The organism is Rhizobium sp. AQ_MP (genome assembly GCF_014237835.1).
GTDB lineage: Bacteria > Pseudomonadota > Alphaproteobacteria > Rhizobiales > Rhizobiaceae > Allorhizobium.
In genome coordinates this window covers 1-17,492 of sequence record NZ_JACJVI010000016.1, presented here as the reverse complement: position 1 = coordinate 17,492, position 17,492 = coordinate 1, and the positions used below count along the sequence as shown (strand labels likewise).

Here is a 17,492-nt window from a genome sequence, read left to right as displayed (position 1 = left end):
ATCATGCGTTCCTCCGTTACCGATCATGATGAGACCCTCCAACTCGGGCACGGCGATGCTGTTTCCGCCAAGGCGCCGGCGCGCAAGTTTGCGCTGAGTGATGAGGCAGAGAGAACGCTGTTGTCGCCCGGCATCTTTGCCGTGTTGGCCATGGGGCTTGGCGCCTATCTTGGGCGGCTGCGCGATATCGTCAATCCAGCACCCAATACGGTTGCGCTGGATGACAAGCCCAAGGTAGCGCCGGACGACAGCCTGCCATCACCCCTCGAAGATCAGCCGGAGGCCGGCATCGATATCGCAGCCTTCTGGCAGGAGATCCAGCGGCGCTACGAGGACGTGATGGAACAGGTGCAGCCGCAGAAGCGGCTTTACTCGTCGATCCGCTTCAACGCACAGGACTTTGCGCTCGACGGCGAGTATGCAGGCCGTCCCTCTCAGGGTGTCACGATCGACGTGGCTGCCAATGATTTCCGCTTCGCCATGCCGAGCGTGGCTAAGCCGAAGTTCTCCGTCTTCAGCCTGCCGTCGAACGCAGCAGATGGCTCCTCCTCCGGTGGTTCATCCGCCGGTGGTCGGCCGGGTGAGGACCATGCGTCGGCCGGCGCATTGCCGGGAAATGGCGCTTCGAACGCGGGATCCTCGAACCCGGGCTCCTCGAACGGGGGCGGTACGAATGGGGGATCTTCCGGTAACCCGCCGGTCGATACCAATCGTGCGCCCGTATCGCGCGGCCCGGTCTACCTCGGAGCCGGCTTCATCAACCTTTCCATGCTTTTGATGTGGGCGGATTTTGCTCGTGCCGCCGTGGATCCTGACGGAGACCGGCTGTCGATTTCTGACATTCGTGCCACCTCCGGCGAGATCCGCGCCTATGGCGGCGATGCCTGGATCTATGTGCCCGAACGGGATGCTTCCGGTACGATCACGCTGACCTTCACGATCGGCGATGGCAAGGCCTCGATTCAGGGGCAGGCCTTCCTCGATCTGCGTGCTCATCCCGACAAGGAAATCATCGGCACAGAGGGCGACGACGTGATTCTTGGCACGCCGGGCAAGGACCTGATCGATGCCGGTGCCGGTAACGACATCGTCTATGGCCGGGAAAGCGATGATTTGATCCTCGGCGGCACCGGGGATGACCTTCTGATCGGCGGCGACGGGCGCGACGTCATCCATGGCGGCGCCGGCAATGACCGCATCTTCGGGGGCGAAGGCGATGACGTTCTGCTCGGCGAGGGCGGCGACGATGTGATCTTCGGCGAAGGCGGAGACGACAGCCTGATCGGCGGCGAGGGCAATGACGTCCTCTCGGGCGGCGACGGCGACGACCGGTTGTTCGGAGAGGCGGGCCATGACGTGCTGTCGGGCGATGCCGGTGACGACGTGCTGGAAGGCGGTGCGGGGAACGATACGCTTTCGGGCGGCGCGGGCGTTGATGTGGTCGTCGGCAGTGATGGCGACGACGTCTATGTGGCCGGTCTGCAGCCGGTGCTGCAAATGCGTGAGCTGCCTGCCTTGCCCGCAGCGCCTGCCGCGCCGGTTGAAATCGCTGCGGCCGCCGGTCCCGACACGACCGCTCCGGACGCGACGACTTCGAGCACGACGATTTCGCCTGCGATCGTCGACGATGGCGATGACGTGGTGCATGGCGGCGAGGGCTCGGATACCTATGACGCCTCCTTCGCCACGTCAGCCGTCGTCATCGATCTTCAGGCGGGCAGGGCGTCCGGCGAGGAGATCGGCGAGGACCACCTGACGTCGATCGAGAATGCTGTGGGTGGCGCAGGCGACGACATGATCACGGCCAACTCTGCCGTGAACATTCTCTATGGCCAAGGTGGCCACGACACCTTCGTCTTCGGGTCGGTCGCTTCGATCGGCAATTCCGGGGCAGGCTTCGACCAGATCCGCGACTTCGATGTCGGCGACAAGGTCGACCTGTCGAAGCTCGAGCGGGAACTCGGCCGGCTCTATTTCGACGATGGCGAGACCTCGCTCGAACTCAATCGCGACGACCACAAGACCCTGGTCAAGCTCTACAAGAAAATGATCGATGATGACGATCAAGAACATCAAGTCCTACAGCTTGTCACCGACATCGACGGTGATCAGGACTACGAGATCATCATCATCAGCGCGCAGGATCTGGACGCAGACGACCTGATCTTGACCGCTTTCCACCTTCCCGGTCAGGCCGAAGGATTGGTCGCCTGAGGCCGGGCTAGAATTGTAATCTGCGTTTTGGGGAACACGTCATGACACAGCGATCCAATGACAGCGAAACACGGGTCTCTCTTGCCGGCATAGGGCTCAAGGGGCGCATGGTAGCGGCGACCGCGCTGGCCCTTCTGCTGACCGCCGGAATCGGGGGATGGGCTGCTCAAGCCAAATTGGCGGGCGCAGTCATCTCGCAGGGCGAACTGGTGGTGACCGGCGAGACCAAGCAGGTGCAGCACGTCGATGGCGGTACGATCGTCGACATACCGGTAAAGGTCGGTTCCCAGGTCGAGAAGGGAGACGTGGTGCTACGCCTGGATGATACGCAGGTGGGGCTCGAACTCGGGATCGCACAATATCAGATCGCCCAGATGAAAGCGATGATGATCCGGCTCGTCGCCGAGCGTGACGGCAAGGACAGCTTGTCTTTCGACGGCCTCAATCTGGCAGCTGACGTGATGCGGGAGGAAATCAAGCTGTTCGATGAGAACCGCGAGATGCGGGCGAACCAGAAAAGACAGATCGAGATGCAGATCTCGCAGCTTCGCAACCAGATCGATGGGCTGAATGAACAGGAAAAGGCCAACCTGTCGGAGAACGAGCTGCTCGCGGAGGAGCTTTCGGTGCAGGAGGGGCTGGTGCAGAAGGGGCTCGCCAAGGCTGCCGAGTTGCGCGGCCTGCGCCGGCAAATGGTTCGTATCGAAGGCACGATCGGGGATCTGCGTGCCCGCGTGGCCGAAGCCGAGGGTCAGATCAGCGAGCTTAATGTACGTCTGATGTCGGTGGATCAGACCAGCCGTACGGAGCTGCAGAAGGAGATCGTTTCCGTTGAGGCGAAGCTGACGGAGCTTGAACAACGCGCGCTGCAACTCACCCACAGGCTGGAACGCACCGTCGTCAAGGCACCTGAAAGCGGTACGATCTACGATCTCCAGACACATACCGTCGGCGGCGTGGTTGCGCCTGGCCAGGTGATCATGGCAATCGTCCCGAAGGACAGCGATCTCAACGTGCATGTGAAGGTTGCCCCCACCGACATTGACCGCATCTCTGTCGGTCAGACAGCCCGCATGCGCTTCACCGCCTTCAACCGGCAGACCACACCGGAGATCGTTGGCACGGTCGACGTCATCCCTGCGGCGACCGTTGTCGACAAGGCAACGAACCTGCCCTTCTACAAGACAAGCGTCGAGTTCTCACCCGATGACCTCGGCGACCTCGCCCCCAAGCTCACACCGGGCATGCCCGTCGAAGTCTACATCGAGACCGAGGAACGCACCGTCATCTCATTCCTTGCAAAACCATTTACCGACCAGCTGATGAGAGCATTCAGAGAGGAATGAACGAGGCATGGATGCCGAATGCACGAAGCAGGCGCGCGATAGCGAACCGTTTTTCATTTATCGGCATCTTTAGAATACCAATCTAGTCGTGATTATTGACCCCGCGCTGATTATGACGAAAATGTGTCACTATCAGCCGGGGCCAATGAGTGGCCTCCCCAGTCGGAGACTGCCATGTCGGATGCGATTGCCAAGCTTTTGAACCATGACAAATCGTGGCGCTCAACCGAGCTTTGCAGGCAGCGGATCGCCACTGCAGCGGCGACCCTGTCGATCGGTTTCCTCGCTGTCCTGATCGTCACGCTCTAACAGACGCAGACCGGTTAAAGGCGGCGACGAGGGATCGCGCGGAGCTTCCCTGCGCCTTAAGATGATTTCGGCTCGTTAGCGGGCCTATCGAGGAAGCCTGTTCCTCACCGGCAGCAATCTGCTTCTTGCGCTACTTGCGGATGATGACCCAGATGGCATGGATGATGCCGGGGATGTAGCCGAACAGCGTCAGCAGGATATTCAGCCAGAAATGCAGGCCGATGCCGACCTGGAGAAAAACGCCAAGCGGCGGGAGGAGGATGGCAAGCAGTATGCGTAGAACGTCCATAGGGACTCCGTGAGTTTGAGATCGCCCTTACAACGCACAAAACGCCTGATCGTTCGATTGCCAAAAGTCGTGCGTCAATTCGGGCCTCATGCAAGGAAAACGCCCGGGTGAAGATCCGGGCGTTCTCTTTTCAAGCGTTCTCCCGACGCGTTTTATCTTATTCTTCGCGCTGACCGGTCAGGCTCAGCAGCAGCTGGAACAGATTGACGAAGTTCAGGTAGAGCGACAGGGCACCGAACACGGCGAGCTTCTGCTGGCTCTCCTGGTCGTAGTTTTCGGCATACTGTTCCTTGATGTTCTGCGTGTCCCAGGCGGTCAGGCCGACAAAGACGAAGACGCCGATCACCGAGATCGCGAACTGCAGGGCGCTCGAGCCCAGGAAGATGTTGACGATCGAGGCAATGATCACACCGATCAGACCCATCATCAGGAACGAGCCGAACTGCGACAGGTCACGCTTGGTCGTGTAGCCATACAGGCTCATGGCGCCGAACATGGTCGCGGTGATGAAGAAGGTGCGGGCGATCGAGGTTCCGGTGAAGACCAGGAAGACCGAGGCCAGCGACAGACCCATCACGGCAGCAAAGGCCCAGAAAGCCATCTGTGCGGTGGCGGCCGACATCGCGTGGATGCGGAAAGAGAAGAAGAAGACGAATGCCAGCGGGGCCAGCATCACGACCCACTTCAGCGGGGTCTGGAAGATCGGGACGTAAAGCGCCGGCGTCTGGCTGACCACAAAGGCGACGATACCGGTGATGACCAGTCCGAGACCCATGTAGTTGTAGACGCGCAGCATGTGCTTGCGCAGACCTTCATCGAAAAGTGCCGCGGACTGGGCCTGAGCGCCGTAGCCGAAGCGGTTCTGGATAGGATCCATGGTCAGTTACCTCCTTGAATGGATCAGTAAAGGGTCCGGGCAAGCTTGCGGGCCTGTTCGGCCAGCTTGTCCGGGTTTTCGGTTTCGGAGATCAGCGCGTAGGCAACCTCGCCGATCTGCCAATAAGCTGCATTGGTCTGGCCTTCCTGCTTCAGCAGAACCTGCTGAACCGAGAAGTTGCCAGGCCGGACGGCGAAGAGGGACAGCCTCTCGCCGGATTGGGGCTCCACCTCAAGCTCGACACTCGGGCCGTAGGTGGAGGGGAAAACCTGGGCGTCGCGCACCGACCATTCCGCCGGCATGGTCGGCAGAACGATCGCCGTTGCCGAGCGGATTTCGGCCGGGTCGAAACGGCTGACTTCCGTCTGTGACGGCATCTGTTCACGTAGTTCCGCCGTCTGGTGGGCGCGCATGGCTTCCTCGACGAACTGCGGCGGCGGGACCGAGGCCACCACTTCGCCGATGCTGCCAGGGGCGAGCCATCCATGAGCGATCCATCCGGCGCCGACCAGAAGAATGACTGCGGCTGCGCGACGCATCACATCGACGGTGCGCGGGCGGTTCAAGGCGCTTTCGAGTGCGCGGGCGGCCTCCCGTGTTTCCTGGCGCATGACGGACGGCATGCCGGCCAGAGCCAGCCTCAGCTCGTCACGGACCCGCAGATCCGCCATCACTTTCGCCGCGACCGTCGGATTTTCGGACAAGTAGGCCTCTACCTCGATGCGGCGGGCAACATCCAGCTGGTCATCGACATAGGCGTGCAGGTCGGCCTCTATCACGGGATCATTGCTGGTCATCGGGGTTTCCTCCAACGATTCTGAGGTGGGGCACGGCGCTCGTCTCCTCGCCGCCTTCCATCGCCCTCAGGCGGGCGCGGGCGCGGGAGACACGAGACATCAACGTGCCGACGGGAACGTTCAGGACATCGGCGGCTTCCTGATAGGAAAGCTCCTCAATGGCCACGAGATGCAGCGCTTCGCGCTGCTCATCCGGCAAGGACAGAAACGCATCACGAACCTGGGACAGCCGGACAGAGTGCTCCTGGCCGGCCGGCGCGACAACATCGGCCAGATCGGCCGCTGCTTCGTGACGGCGGTTGACTGCACGGTCGTGGCGGAGGCGATCGACATGCGTGTTGTGCAGGATCGACATCAGCCAATTGCGAATGCTGCCGCCGGTTCGGAACGTCGATTTGCGCTCCAGCGCCCGAACGAGTGCATCATGAACGAGATCTTCCGCCTCGTCCGGATTTCTGACGAGCGAACGGGCATAGCGTCGCAAAGCTGCGAGCTGGCCAATTACATTGAACGGGTTCGAGGTCGTCGTCATGCCCTAGTATACGAAGCCGCCTCTGGTCCTATTCCCTCGGGCAAAACTTTTTTTAAGGTCCGACGAAGGAGCCGAGACCCCAGGCTGCAGCATAGACGAGACCGCCCGTGGCACCCAATGCGACGACACTCATTGCAAGGCCGAGAATCGTGACCAGGCCATCCCGCTCCATCAGACCCAGAGCGATCATCACAAGGGCCGCGACGGGCAGCATGTTGCCGAAGGGGATGGGCAATGCGACAGCAATTGCCAGAAGCAGGACGGGAATCCCGAGGAAGGCCTGAGCTCTCGGGCCGGCAAACTGCCGCATCCTGTTCTTGCGCAAGAGGGTCTCGATCCGAGAGACGAGGGGGGCGGTGTAGCGGACCATGATGTCGATCGTGCCGCCGGATACCTGTCGGCGACCGAGAAATCCGGGCAGCCAGATGCGGCGGAAACCCGCGATGATCTGCAGCGAAACGATAGCGAGGCAGGAACCAAAGACCAGGCCGAAGGGGCCGGGGATCGGTGTTAGCGCGGGGAGGGAGAGTATCAGGATGGCGAAGGCGATGCTGCTGCGACCCATCGCCGACATCAGTTCATCCAGGCTGACAGATCCTGCTTCTGCCGCGTGGGCACGAAGTTTGGCCAGGCGTCTGGATGCCACGCCGCCTTCCATGGCGGAGCTATCTTGCGGCGCGGAGCTATTCATAGGATCGGCTCTCCTGTCACGACGGTGATGTAGGAGGCCTTTGGCGCGGCGCAAGATGATCGAAACTGTTTTACTTGCCTGTCCCGTCGCAAGATCGATGATTGGCCTGGGCGAGCATCCGATGCGGCAGTAACGTGTGCCGAGGGGCACATACCCAACCGCACTGGTTCGACTGGACCCAAGCCCAGTCGTTCGGCCGTCCAGTTCTTGAAAGGGTGGGACTTCCGCCAGGTGACCAAGCGTTACCGGAGGAAACATCCAGCGCTCCCTCTGAAATTGAAACCTGCCCGAGAAACCAAGTGACAGTTGCCTGAACTGGAGGCGTTTTCCTATCGCCGACCCGTTCGGCAAATGACGACCGATCTTGGTCAGCGCAGACTGTTGCCGCATTTGCGCTCAGATGCTACCGAGCGACCGGACAACGAGAATATGGGGACTGCAGCCTGAACGGCTGTACGATAGATCGAGCGCGCGTGATCAGAAACAGAGAAAAATTAACGGACAGACAGATGGTCTCGTTGTCAGGACTTCGCGGCGAAAAGCTGACACTCGCGTTTGCGTCCGCTGCAGGTCATGGCCAATCACGGAGAGGCTTGCAGCAGGCCTCCGTTTTCCGAAGCGTCAGCAGGACCAGCCGTGGTGTCTAACCGAATTTCTATTATCGCACCAACCTATAACGAGGTCGCGAACGTCGTGCCCTTCGCCGAGCGGGTAAAGGCATCGCTGGTCGACTTCGATTGGGAATTGCTGTTTGTCGACGACAATTCCGCCGACGGTACGGCGCGTAAAGCGTTCGAATATGGGATCGCCGAACCCCGAGTACGGCCCATCATCCGTTTCGTTGATCGCGGCCTCGCCAAGTCGAGTATCCAGGGCATGCTCTCGGCCAAGGGGGACCTGCTTTGCGTCATGGACGCAGACGGACAACACGATCCGGCAGTGCTGATCGAAATGGTCGAGCGCATGGAACGCGATGGCCTCGACATCGTCAGCGCCGCCCGCCGGCTCGAAGACGACCAGGCCCTGGAAGGGCTATCGCCGCTTCGTCGCAAACTCTCGCAGATCGGCAATGCACTCAGCAGCTTCGTCATCGGACGAAAACTCTCCGATCCCCTCACAGGCTTCTTCCTGATCCGCCGGGACCGCTTCCTCAAACTAGCGCCCGACCTCGGTGATCCCGGCTTCAAATTGCTCCTGGACATCCTCTACACGGACAAAACCCTGCGCCACGGGGAAGTTTTCTTCGATTTCGGAACCCGCCTCCACGGCAGTTCAAAGCTGGACAGCTATGTTCTCTGGAAGTTTGCGACTTTCCTGATGAGCAAGATGACGAGGGGCATCGTACCGGCGAGCCTCATCTCCTTCCTTTTTGTCGGCGGATCCGGGGTATTCGTCCATTTTGCCGTACTCTACTCGGTTCTTGCGGCCACCCCCTCCTTTGCCGTTGCCCAGACTATTGCGACACTGATTGCCGCGACGAGCAATTTCCTCCTCAACAATCTCTTGACGTTCCAGGACAGGCGATTGCACGGGCTGCGTCTCTTGTCGGGCTACTTCAAGTTTCTGGCGGTTTCCGCAGTCGGCATCGTGGCCAACGTGTCCGCCGCTACCCTTGCCTACGAGAACCTGATCCACGTCGTCTTCATCGCAACACTGGCCGGTATCGCCATCGACACCGTCTGGAAATTTGTCATCGCCAACAGGTTCATCTGGAAATGAGCATGAAAGCCGGTCCTAGCCCCATGCCTTCGCGGACAGTGATGAATGCGGTCTGGTTGTTTCTGCTTGGCGCCATCTGCCTGCAGATCCTCGTGCAACTTGTTCATGTGTCCATGTTTTTCGACGGTGGCATCTATGCGACCCTTGCTCGCAATCTGGCGGAGGGGCGTGGATCAATGTGGGCACCGTACCTGTCAGACACATTGTTTCCGACCTTCGCCGAACATCCTCCGCTAATGTTCTGGCTACAGGCGGTCGGATTTGCGCTTTTCGGTGACAGCATCGCAGTCGAAAAAGGCTTCTCTTTTCTAACCTTCATCGTTTGCGCTGTGTTGCTGTTTCACATCTGGAAGCGGCTGCACAAGGACGACGACCTCGTGCAGGCGGCATTCCCACTCGCCCTGATGCTTGCTCTCATCGCCGGCAGGGTAAACTGGGGCTTTGCCAACGGCCTGTTGGACAACCTGCTCGCCGTCTTTTCTCTGACCTCAGTGCTTCTGCTGGTTGTTGCGTATGATCGGCCAGCGCCCCTTACATCTGTACGGCGTCTCGCTTTGGTTTCAGCCGCCGGTCTCGTGATCTGCATGTCGCTGATGACCAAGGGACCAGTAGGCCTGTTTCCCTTGGCAGTTCCTGCAATCCACTGGCTGGTATTCCGGAGGCCCTCATTCCAGGCAATCGTGATCGACAGTCTTGTCATCGTACTCGTGATTGGACTGTTCCTAGGCTTACTTTACGCATTCGACCCATCGCGCGAAGCCCTCGACCGATACGTTACCGCGCAACTCGTATCGAGCCTGAGTGGCGCTCGTGGACATTATGGCGGTGGCCTTTACGTCTTCCGCAAGATCCTTGGTGTCAACGGATACTCGCTGGCAATCCTGGCACTTGCGGCTCTCGCGGGATGGCGCTGGAAGCTCGGCAAAAGTGCCCCGGAGGCGAATAGGCCACGTCTGATGCGCGCTGCATTCTTGATCCTGGTTGGAATGTCAGCGTCACTGCCAATCGGCCTCAGCCCACGGGTCGCGAACTTCTATTTCAATACGTCGCTTCTCTTTTACTCGGCAGGTTTTGCAATCCTTGTGGCACCTGTGCTGATGGACTGGCTATCTCGCCTGAGAGAGCAGCAGAGTAAGCTCCTCGGGTTTGGTTCAGTGCTGTTCCTGGTCGCTTCCATCGTGATTGTGGTGGCCAATGTCGGCCGCCCAGGCGCCGATGCCCGAACGATCGAGCAAGCTTCTGTTATCGAGGATTTCGTGTGCTCTGATGAAACCAACTGCAAGCCTCTGATCAGCGCATGCCAGAACGCCTGGCAGGACTGGGCGCTGCACACCTATATGCAGCGCTTCTACAAAATCAGCATTGCCAAGCAAACCGACGTCGACGCCCACTTTGTCATTGCCGATGAAACTTGTAGCAATCTCCAAGGCCGAAAAGACACAGGCATCGACATCTCCCCTTACCTCCTGCTTGAAAGAGGATGAGGACATGGCGCAAGGACATAAAGATATGAGTATCGCAATACTTGCGATCAATCTGGATCGATCGACCGACCGTTGGGAAATCCTCGCGGATCGCGCCAGCGCACTAGGCTTGTCCCTCACCCGCGTCTCGGCAGTCGATGGCAAGTTGACACCGGAAGCAGAGCGGGAGGCAGTCGACGATGCCGCATTCCGCCGCAACACGGGTCGCCTGATGCTCGCCGGCGAGTATGGCTGCTACAGGAGCCATATCAAGGCGCTCAACGCATTCCTCACAACGACCAACGATATCGCCCTCGTCATCGAAGACGATGTAGAACTGAGTGCCGATCTCAAGGATCGCGTGCAAGCCGCGTTCGACGCGGTTCCGGACGCCGACGTGATCAAGTTCTTCAATCACCGTGTCGTCGGCTTCCGAAAGACCAACACCTCAAGCAGAGGTGACGAGATCGGTCGGGCCATTCACGGTCCACTCGGTTCATCCGCCTGTTACGCCGTGTCTCGGCGGGGGGCAGCGCTCCTGATCGAACACGTGACTGTTATGCGCTACCCGTGGGACGCCGCCCTTGAACGGGGCTGGGACCACAGTGGTCATGTCTACACCACACGAAACAATGTGGCGAACATAGCGCGTGGAGGCACGACGATTGCGACGCGTGACATCTATCGTTCCGTCAAGTTCCCGAAATGGAAACGACTTGGGACCTATATCCGCAGGCTCCGGGATGATTTTGTTAGATTGGCCTATGCACTTCGCGCTTGAGCAAGCAGTGCGGTATGGATCGAGCCGGCACAACAGCTAAGCTTATCGTTCTCAAGCCTTGAGAAACCTGGAAGGGAACCATGAAGACCCATATTGACCGCTTGTGGCAGACCTCAGACTTCCTGTTTCTAACTGGTCTTGTGGTCGCATTGTTTCTCGGCAGCAAGGTGACGCCTCTTCTCGTCGTCGCCGGCGTTTTGCCCATCCCTTTTTTGTTGCATGCGCTCAAGAACGGGCACTTTCACGTGTCGATCTGGAGACTGCTGGCACCGTTCAGTATCTACTTCGCATACTGCCTGTTCGTGCTTTTCTTTTTTACAGGGCTTGAGGCTTCAGATCCCCGCCCGGTCAATCCAAGCCTTGAGTCCTATTCTGTGGCGATCGCTATGCTTATCGTTGGCTTGCTGCGAAGCCTGCAAATTAGAAATCTAGCGTCTCAGTTTCGCAAACTGATGCCTTGGCTCCTTGTCGCCTGCTTCGCCGTCTTGTCCTACATGATGTTTGCCGGGATCAGAGATGCCTGCCGAGTGCGAGGACTGGCGCCCTGGCCTTTCATCCCGGCTTTGTTGTTCTCCACCCTGACATTTATCTGTCTGGTGGGATGGGAAAAGCTGGCCGAGCGCGAGCGCTGGCTTCGGGTCGGCTTGCTTGCGCTCAGCATCGTCGTCTCCACGACCTATACCGGTTCCCGCGGTGTCGCTGTGGCGCAGGTTGGCATTTTCGGTGTGCTTATGCTCCTGCGTCTCATTCCTTCTTTCAGGACGAGCACACCACGCCTCTACCATCTCGCCACAGCGGCAATCGCCGGAACAGTGGTTTCCGTCCTAATCGGCCTGGCAACGGATTGCGGCCCAGCCAGCCGATTCTACTCGACAATTGAGACCCTGGGGAGGATGACCTCGCAGCTCACCGCAGCTGATGAGGAAACCAACTCTCCAACACAGGTCGCGCCGGCACCAGAAACGGTGCAGGTTTTGGATTACTCCGGGTCAGCAGTAGCCACGCCGCAGCAGCCAAACAAACCGACAGAAGTCACCAATGATGCTTCAATCGGGCTTCGGCTCGCCATGTGGGAGACGTCGATCGCGGCGATCAAGCACAGCCCCGTATTCGGTCATGGCTCCCTTTATCTGCAGAAGCTGATACACGCCACCTATGGCTTCGAGCACAACCACAATCAGTACCTCTCTTGGCTCGTAACCGGCGGAGTGCTCCAGCTTACTCTCGGCCTGATCTTCCTTGCGATCCCCTGGTTCATATCCAAGGGTTTGTCGACTTCCGATAGAATTCTCCTGACAACAGGAGTGTCACTCTTTTGGGCCCTTGCGATGATTTTCGATTCATTCCTGAGCTTGAAATTCTACACGCATTACTTCTGCCTCCTCTGTGGTGTGCTCTATTCGCTGTCGAACAGCATGCAAGAAAGCGCCAAGATATGACCGGCCATCTTTACTTCGATCTGACAGAGGTGCTGCTCTCCACATCGGGCAAGCGGACCCAGTATTACGGCATTGCCCGCACGGCCCACGAAATCGGCAGAGAAGCTGCCTTGCTGAGCGAAGACATCAGCTTCGTTGTCTTCTCCTTTGGCATGCAGCAATTCTACGAGGTAGCCTGGCACAAACGACAAGACGGGAGCGTCGAGTTCGATCTGCCGAAGGATGTCGACCAGAAATGGGTGAGGTCGTATTTCGGCAAGAACCTCATCCTGCCAATCATCTTCCGCCTCTTGAACCGAGCGACGCCAAGGAAAAACAGGGATAACTGGCTGAAACACGCCGGCCATCTGAAGCCGGTCGCAATCAAAAGCGGCACCTTCTTCTCCGCAGCTCGGCCGAAATTGATCGTCGACATGGTCAGGGTGCTCCATGAGAGAGGATCGAAAGCGGCCATCGTGCCCTTGCTCCACGATTTCATGCCACTGCATGACCGGGTGACAAAACGCTTCCGAAAACACGATCGCAACTTCCTGGCAGATAACCGATACCTGATCGAGCATGCTAACCGGATCCTCACGAATTCGAACTTCACCGCGAAAGAGCTCGAAATCTTTGTCGAAAAGGGCATGCTTCCCGTACCGCACGGACCGGTCAACGTGGTGCAACTGGTCCATCATTGCCCTGATGGTATAGCAGAGCCAGAAATCTCGGTCCCATCCCAGCCATACCTACTGACGGTAGCCCTCAATCTCGGTCGAAAGAACATCGAGGTCGTCCTGGAGGCCCTTCGGCAACTGCATGCGAACGGCAAACCCGTGCCGCAGCTGGTGATCGCAGGCTCTCACAGAAAGCGCCTGCGTCGTTATGCATTGAGGCCCGCCTTTCGTGCCATTCAGGACAAGATTGTATTCATCGACAATCCCAACCAGACCGATCTCGTCAAGCTCTACAAGGGCGCCCTCGCTCTGGTTATGCCCAGCAAACTCGAGGGATGGGGCCTGCCAGCAGGAGAAGCGCTCTGGTGCGGCACGCCCGCTATCTGCTCGACAGCGGAAGCATTGCAGGAGGTCTGCGGCGAGCTTGGCATTTATTTCGAGCCAGCTGACGCCGCTCATCTTGCATCCATCATTCACCAACTGATCAGCGACGATGAATTCCGGCACGACTTGCAAGCCAAGATCATTCAATCCAAGCCAAGTCTCAGGACATGGCGTACTGTAGCTTGTGAATTCTTGAATGCATTGAACCAGAATCCGCCAGTTCCAAAAGAATTGCTATAGACGCCAGCGTCGTCTGCGAGCGAAGTTTCGCAAGCCCGAAACGCATCCCCTTCTTATCGCGGACGGTAACAATGACCGATGTTTCCCTAGACTAGCTGATCTAAGGCATTGTTAAGCATCGTTGTGAACTGAATTAAACAGGGGCACTTATGAGATTAAAGCGGCTCTTCGACATCCTTGTAACCGCCAGTGCTTTGGTCGTGTTTGCAGTTCCGATGGTAGTCATAGCCCTAGCGGTGAGGATAACATCGGCGGGTCCAGTACTCTATTGGTCGAAAAGAGTTGGGCGAAACAACCAACTGTTCTCAATGCCAAAGTTCCGGACCATGAGGAACGAAACGCCCGTCGTTGCAACTCATCTCTTAACTAATCCGTCAAAACATCTCACCCCGATTGGTGGGTTCTTGCGCAAAACGAGCCTAGACGAGCTCCCTCAGCTCTGGTGTATTCTCAGGGGAGACATGAGCCTTGTTGGCCCCCGACCTGCACTTTTCAATCAGGATGATCTGGTCGCCGCACGAACGATGGAAGGCGTCCACCAGTTGACGCCCGGGCTGACCGGATGGGCACAGATAAATGGTCGCGACGAGCTTGCGATACCAGAGAAAGTTGCTTTTGACGCTGATTATATGCGTAGATCCAGCTTTTTATTTGATCTACAGATTATCGCCATGACAGCTGTTAAGGTTCTAGGCTTTAAAGGTGTATCCCACTGATGAGCCTACCCCATGGAAATCGTAAAGCAAGACATGCGTAGAATTCACTTGCCAGAACATCCAATCGTTCTTGCGTTGAGAGACAGGATTGTCCGAACCCCGCGGCGCTGGAAGCGTGTCTTTCTGGTGTCCCTAGATGCGATTTTGCTACTCGCGTCTCTCTGGGCGGCTTACGCGCTTCGCTTGTCTGAATGGACACCTGCAATTACGACAGAAAGACTTGTCCTGGCATTTTTCGCGCCGATTGTGGCTATCCCGATCTTCGTTCGCCTTGGTCTTTATAGATCGGTCATTCGCTATTTGCCTGAGGCAGCCATCTGGACGATCATCATAGCGATGGCGATCGCGACAATGAGTTGGGTCATTGTTGTATTTCTCCTTGAAATGGCCGGTCAAGGCATAGTCCCACGCTCCGTACCCCTTCTCTACTTCATGCTGGGCACGATCATCATCGGCAGTTCACGCTTCGCAGCGAAATGGATCTTGAATGTTGGTACCGGCATGCGGCGAGACGAGGAGCCCATCTTGATCTATGGTACCGGGCCATCGGCCGCGTTGCTCGCTCGTGCCCTTAAAGGGCATGGGAACCGCTACGTCATGGGCTTGGTTGACGACGATCCAACAAACCACGGACGTGATGTTGCGGGTTACCGCGTGTTTCCCGGACAACAGTTACCAAGCCTCATAGAGCGATATGGCATCCGAGAGATCGTGTTAAATCTCTCATCTCTGTCGCAAGAAACACGGCACTCAATAATTTCAAGAGTTACTGGCCTTGGGGTTAAGGTTCGAACAATCCCGGACTTATCCGACATTGTTGACGGGCGTTACATCGTCAACCAGATTAAAGAAATCGAAATTGACGAACTCCTCGGCCGGTCATTTGTGCCCCCGGACAGGGAGCTTCTTGCAACCGCCGTCACACATAAGACAGTGATGGTCACGGGTGCCGGTGGTTCGATCGGATCCGAGCTATGCCGCCTGATATCGGGCTGGAAACCGGAAAAACTCGTACTCTTTGAGGCAAACGAGTTTGCACTTTATTCCATTGAACAGGAGCTTTCCCAAAAAACAGGGTGCCAAATTGTTCCGATTTTAGGCTCAGTCACTGACGAACGGCTTGTTAAAAGGACAATCGCGTCTAACGGCGTCAACGTCGTCTATCATGCCGCTGCACACAAGCACGTACCGCTTTTGGAAACTAACGCACTGGAGGGCATCCGTAATAACGTGTTTGGAACTTTGACAGTAGCCCAGGTTGCGGCCGCAGCGAACGTCGAGAGCTTCGTTCTCATCTCCTCGGACAAGGCCGTCCGCCCGACCAATGTTATGGGTGCGACCAAGCGCTGGGCCGAGTTGATTGTCAGACACATGTCAACCGAGACGAAGATTCGCGAAACCGGCCAAACCTTCTGCGCGGTGCGCTTTGGCAATGTTATCGGCTCCAACGGCTCCGTCGTACCGCTGTTCAAGCAGCAGATTTCCAAGGGTGGGCCGGTGACTGTTACAGACCCGGATATGACTCGCTACTTCATGTCCATACCAGAGGCAGCAGAGCTCATCGTCCAGGCTGGAGCATTGTCATCCGGCGGGGACGTCTTCCTGCTCGATATGGGCGAACCAATCAGGATTGGGGACTTGGCGGAGAACATGATCAGATTAGCTGGTTTCAACATCCGTCGACCAGACACCGACGAGCCTGGCATCGCAATTGAGGTTGTTGGTAAGCGTCCTGGCGAAAAACTATTCGAGGAATTGTTTTACGATCGTCAAAACGCCAAGGAAACTAAGCATCCGAAGATCTTGCGAGCCGATGCGTCCGCTATCGGACATTATGAGCTGCCGTCCGCGCTCAAACGCCTTTCGCAGGCGGTAGAGCGTGAAGACGAAAACGCAGCACGGGAGATTCTGTTTTCGGAGATCGACGCGGAAATGCGGCTGCCGGTATCCGCCTTGCCCGAGACCGCAAACACCCTTGGTGCACAGCCATGAGCTTGATCATGGTGACAGGTTCAACAGGCTTTGTCGGATCCAACATGGTTCAGACTTTGCGCAGCAACGCGATGAACGTCCGGGCGATTTCGCGTGAGAAACGCCCAGACACCGAAGCAATCAACTCCTATGGTGCGGATACTGACTGGTCCCAGCAACTTAAGGGCGTGGATTGTATCATCCACCTCGCCGCAAGAGTGCATGTAATGCACGAGACCGCATCGGATCCGATCGCTGCCTTTCGGGAGGCCAATTACCACGCGACGCTCAACCTTGCACGACAAGCAGCTTTGTCCGGCCTACGCCGCTTCATATTCGTAAGCACTATCAAGGTAAATGGCGAGCGCACGGATAAAGGGCAGCCTTTCACCTCAGCTTCAACGCCAAACCCTCAAGATCCATATGCCATTTCGAAGTATGATGCCGAACGTGACTTGTTCGAATTAGGCAGATCCACGGGCATGGAAATTACGGTCGTTAGGCCCCCTCTGGTCTATGGTCCAGGCGTCGGCGGGAACTTCAGACTATTGATGCAATGGGCAAAGAGTGGCCTTCCGTCCGTCTTCTCAACAATCAAAAACAAGCGCTCGATGATTTTCATCGAAAACCTAACAGATCTCCTGCGTGTCGTGATACATCACCCCAATGCTGCTAATCGATTGTTCTTGGCAAGTGACAACGAGACAATGTCTACTCACGAGATCTTGAACCACCTCATCACAGCATGTGGGAGAACGCCGCGAACTCTACCGATACCTTTGGCGGCACTGAGACTTGCTGGAAAGATTGTGAAGCGTGAACAACAAGTGCTCCGCCTAACAGAAAGCCTAGAAGTGGACATTAGCGAGACCAAACATCTGCTAGGATGGGAGCCGCCAGTCAGAACCAGTGACGGCCTGCGAATGGCAGTCCGAGGGCAGAAAATACGTGCTTAACTGAAGTGCACCCCGATTCACCGGACATGTCGGCTATGACCTTGCCCCGCTGAACTAATCCATTTTGAAGTAAGCTCTGGCCCATCGAGAGGACCAGAGAATGAAGCGCAAC

16 protein-coding genes are annotated in these 17,492 nt (G+C 57.5%); 11 read left to right on the top strand and 5 right to left on the bottom strand.

Features of this window, described 5'->3' with window-relative positions; genetic code table 11:
• The first annotated feature begins 3 nt into the window (after positions 1–3).
• The 3 genes from H6M51_RS19510 (at position 4) to H6M51_RS24880 (ending at position 3,869) form a co-directional block, all read left to right on the top strand.
• Positions 4–2,214, top strand: a complete 2,211-nt coding sequence (locus H6M51_RS19510; RefSeq protein WP_185811469.1) for a calcium-binding protein — start codon at positions 4–6, stop codon at positions 2,212–2,214.
• A gap of 41 nt (positions 2,215–2,255) precedes the next feature.
• On the top strand, positions 2,256–3,560 hold the full coding sequence (locus tag H6M51_RS19505; RefSeq protein WP_185811468.1) for an HlyD family type I secretion periplasmic adaptor subunit: 1,305 nt from the start codon (positions 2,256–2,258) through the stop codon (positions 3,558–3,560).
• Positions 3,561–3,734: 174 nt separating this feature from the next.
• Entirely contained in the window at positions 3,735–3,869 is a 135-nt protein-coding gene (locus H6M51_RS24880) for a hypothetical protein (protein WP_281418972.1), read from the top strand.
• 130 nt (positions 3,870–3,999) lie between these two features.
• Here the strand turns inward: H6M51_RS24880 and H6M51_RS19500 are convergent, their stop codons facing one another.
• The 5 genes from H6M51_RS19500 to H6M51_RS19480 form a co-directional block, all read right to left on the bottom strand.
• Positions 4,000–4,158: a YqaE/Pmp3 family membrane protein gene (locus H6M51_RS19500; protein ID WP_006728180.1), complete on the bottom strand. Its 159-nt coding sequence runs from the start codon at positions 4,156–4,158 to the stop codon at positions 4,000–4,002.
• A 157-nt stretch (positions 4,159–4,315) separates the two neighbouring features.
• Positions 4,316–5,035: a Bax inhibitor-1/YccA family protein gene (locus H6M51_RS19495; protein ID WP_185811467.1), complete on the bottom strand. Its 720-nt coding sequence runs from the start codon at positions 5,033–5,035 to the stop codon at positions 4,316–4,318.
• A gap of 23 nt (positions 5,036–5,058) precedes the next feature.
• Positions 5,059–5,832, bottom strand: a complete 774-nt coding sequence (locus H6M51_RS19490; protein WP_185811466.1) for an anti-sigma factor — start codon at positions 5,830–5,832, stop codon at positions 5,059–5,061.
• Positions 5,819–6,364 carry a sigma-70 family RNA polymerase sigma factor gene (locus tag H6M51_RS19485; RefSeq protein ID WP_185811465.1) on the bottom strand — a complete coding sequence of 182 codons (546 nt, stop codon included), beginning with the start codon at positions 6,362–6,364 and terminating at the stop codon, positions 5,819–5,821. Before H6M51_RS19485 ends, H6M51_RS19490 begins: the two co-directional genes overlap by 14 nt.
• 52 nt (positions 6,365–6,416) lie before the next feature.
• Positions 6,417–7,010 carry an exopolysaccharide biosynthesis protein gene (locus H6M51_RS19480; protein WP_348644541.1) on the bottom strand — a complete coding sequence of 198 codons (594 nt, stop codon included), beginning with the start codon at positions 7,008–7,010 and terminating at the stop codon, positions 6,417–6,419.
• Positions 7,011–7,694: 684 nt separating this feature from the next.
• Here H6M51_RS19480 and H6M51_RS19475 point away from each other — a divergent pair.
• The 8 genes from H6M51_RS19475 (at position 7,695) to H6M51_RS19440 (ending at position 17,380) form a co-directional block, all read left to right on the top strand.
• Positions 7,695–8,774, top strand: coding sequence for a glycosyltransferase (locus tag H6M51_RS19475; protein WP_348644540.1), 1,080 nt, complete (start codon positions 7,695–7,697; stop codon positions 8,772–8,774).
• 2 nt (positions 8,775–8,776) lie between these two features.
• Positions 8,777–10,258 (top strand): glycosyltransferase family 39 protein, encoded by a 1,482-nt coding sequence (locus tag H6M51_RS19470; RefSeq protein WP_185811462.1) that lies wholly within the window; start codon positions 8,777–8,779, stop codon positions 10,256–10,258.
• A 25-nt stretch (positions 10,259–10,283) separates the two neighbouring features.
• On the top strand, positions 10,284–11,018 hold the full coding sequence (locus H6M51_RS19465) for a glycosyltransferase family 25 protein (protein WP_185811461.1): 735 nt from the start codon (positions 10,284–10,286) through the stop codon (positions 11,016–11,018).
• 80 nt (positions 11,019–11,098) lie between these two features.
• Complete coding sequence (locus tag H6M51_RS19460; protein WP_185811460.1) at positions 11,099–12,457, top strand: O-antigen ligase; 1,359 nt, start codon at positions 11,099–11,101, stop codon at positions 12,455–12,457.
• A complete protein-coding gene (locus tag H6M51_RS19455) occupies positions 12,454–13,737 on the top strand; it encodes a glycosyltransferase family 1 protein (RefSeq protein WP_185811459.1) in 1,284 nt (427 codons plus the stop codon). Before H6M51_RS19460 ends, H6M51_RS19455 begins: the two co-directional genes overlap by 4 nt.
• 149 nt (positions 13,738–13,886) lie before the next feature.
• Positions 13,887–14,453 carry a sugar transferase gene (locus H6M51_RS19450; protein WP_185811458.1) on the top strand — a complete coding sequence of 189 codons (567 nt, stop codon included), beginning with the start codon at positions 13,887–13,889 and terminating at the stop codon, positions 14,451–14,453.
• Positions 14,454–14,465: 12 nt separating this feature from the next.
• Positions 14,466–16,445, top strand: coding sequence for a nucleoside-diphosphate sugar epimerase/dehydratase (locus tag H6M51_RS19445; protein WP_246780589.1), 1,980 nt, complete (start codon positions 14,466–14,468; stop codon positions 16,443–16,445).
• A complete protein-coding gene (locus H6M51_RS19440; protein WP_210314874.1) occupies positions 16,442–17,380 on the top strand; it encodes an NAD-dependent epimerase/dehydratase family protein in 939 nt (312 codons plus the stop codon). The genes H6M51_RS19445 and H6M51_RS19440 overlap by 4 nt, the downstream gene beginning before the upstream one ends.
• The last annotated feature ends 112 nt before the right edge of the window (positions 17,381–17,492 follow it).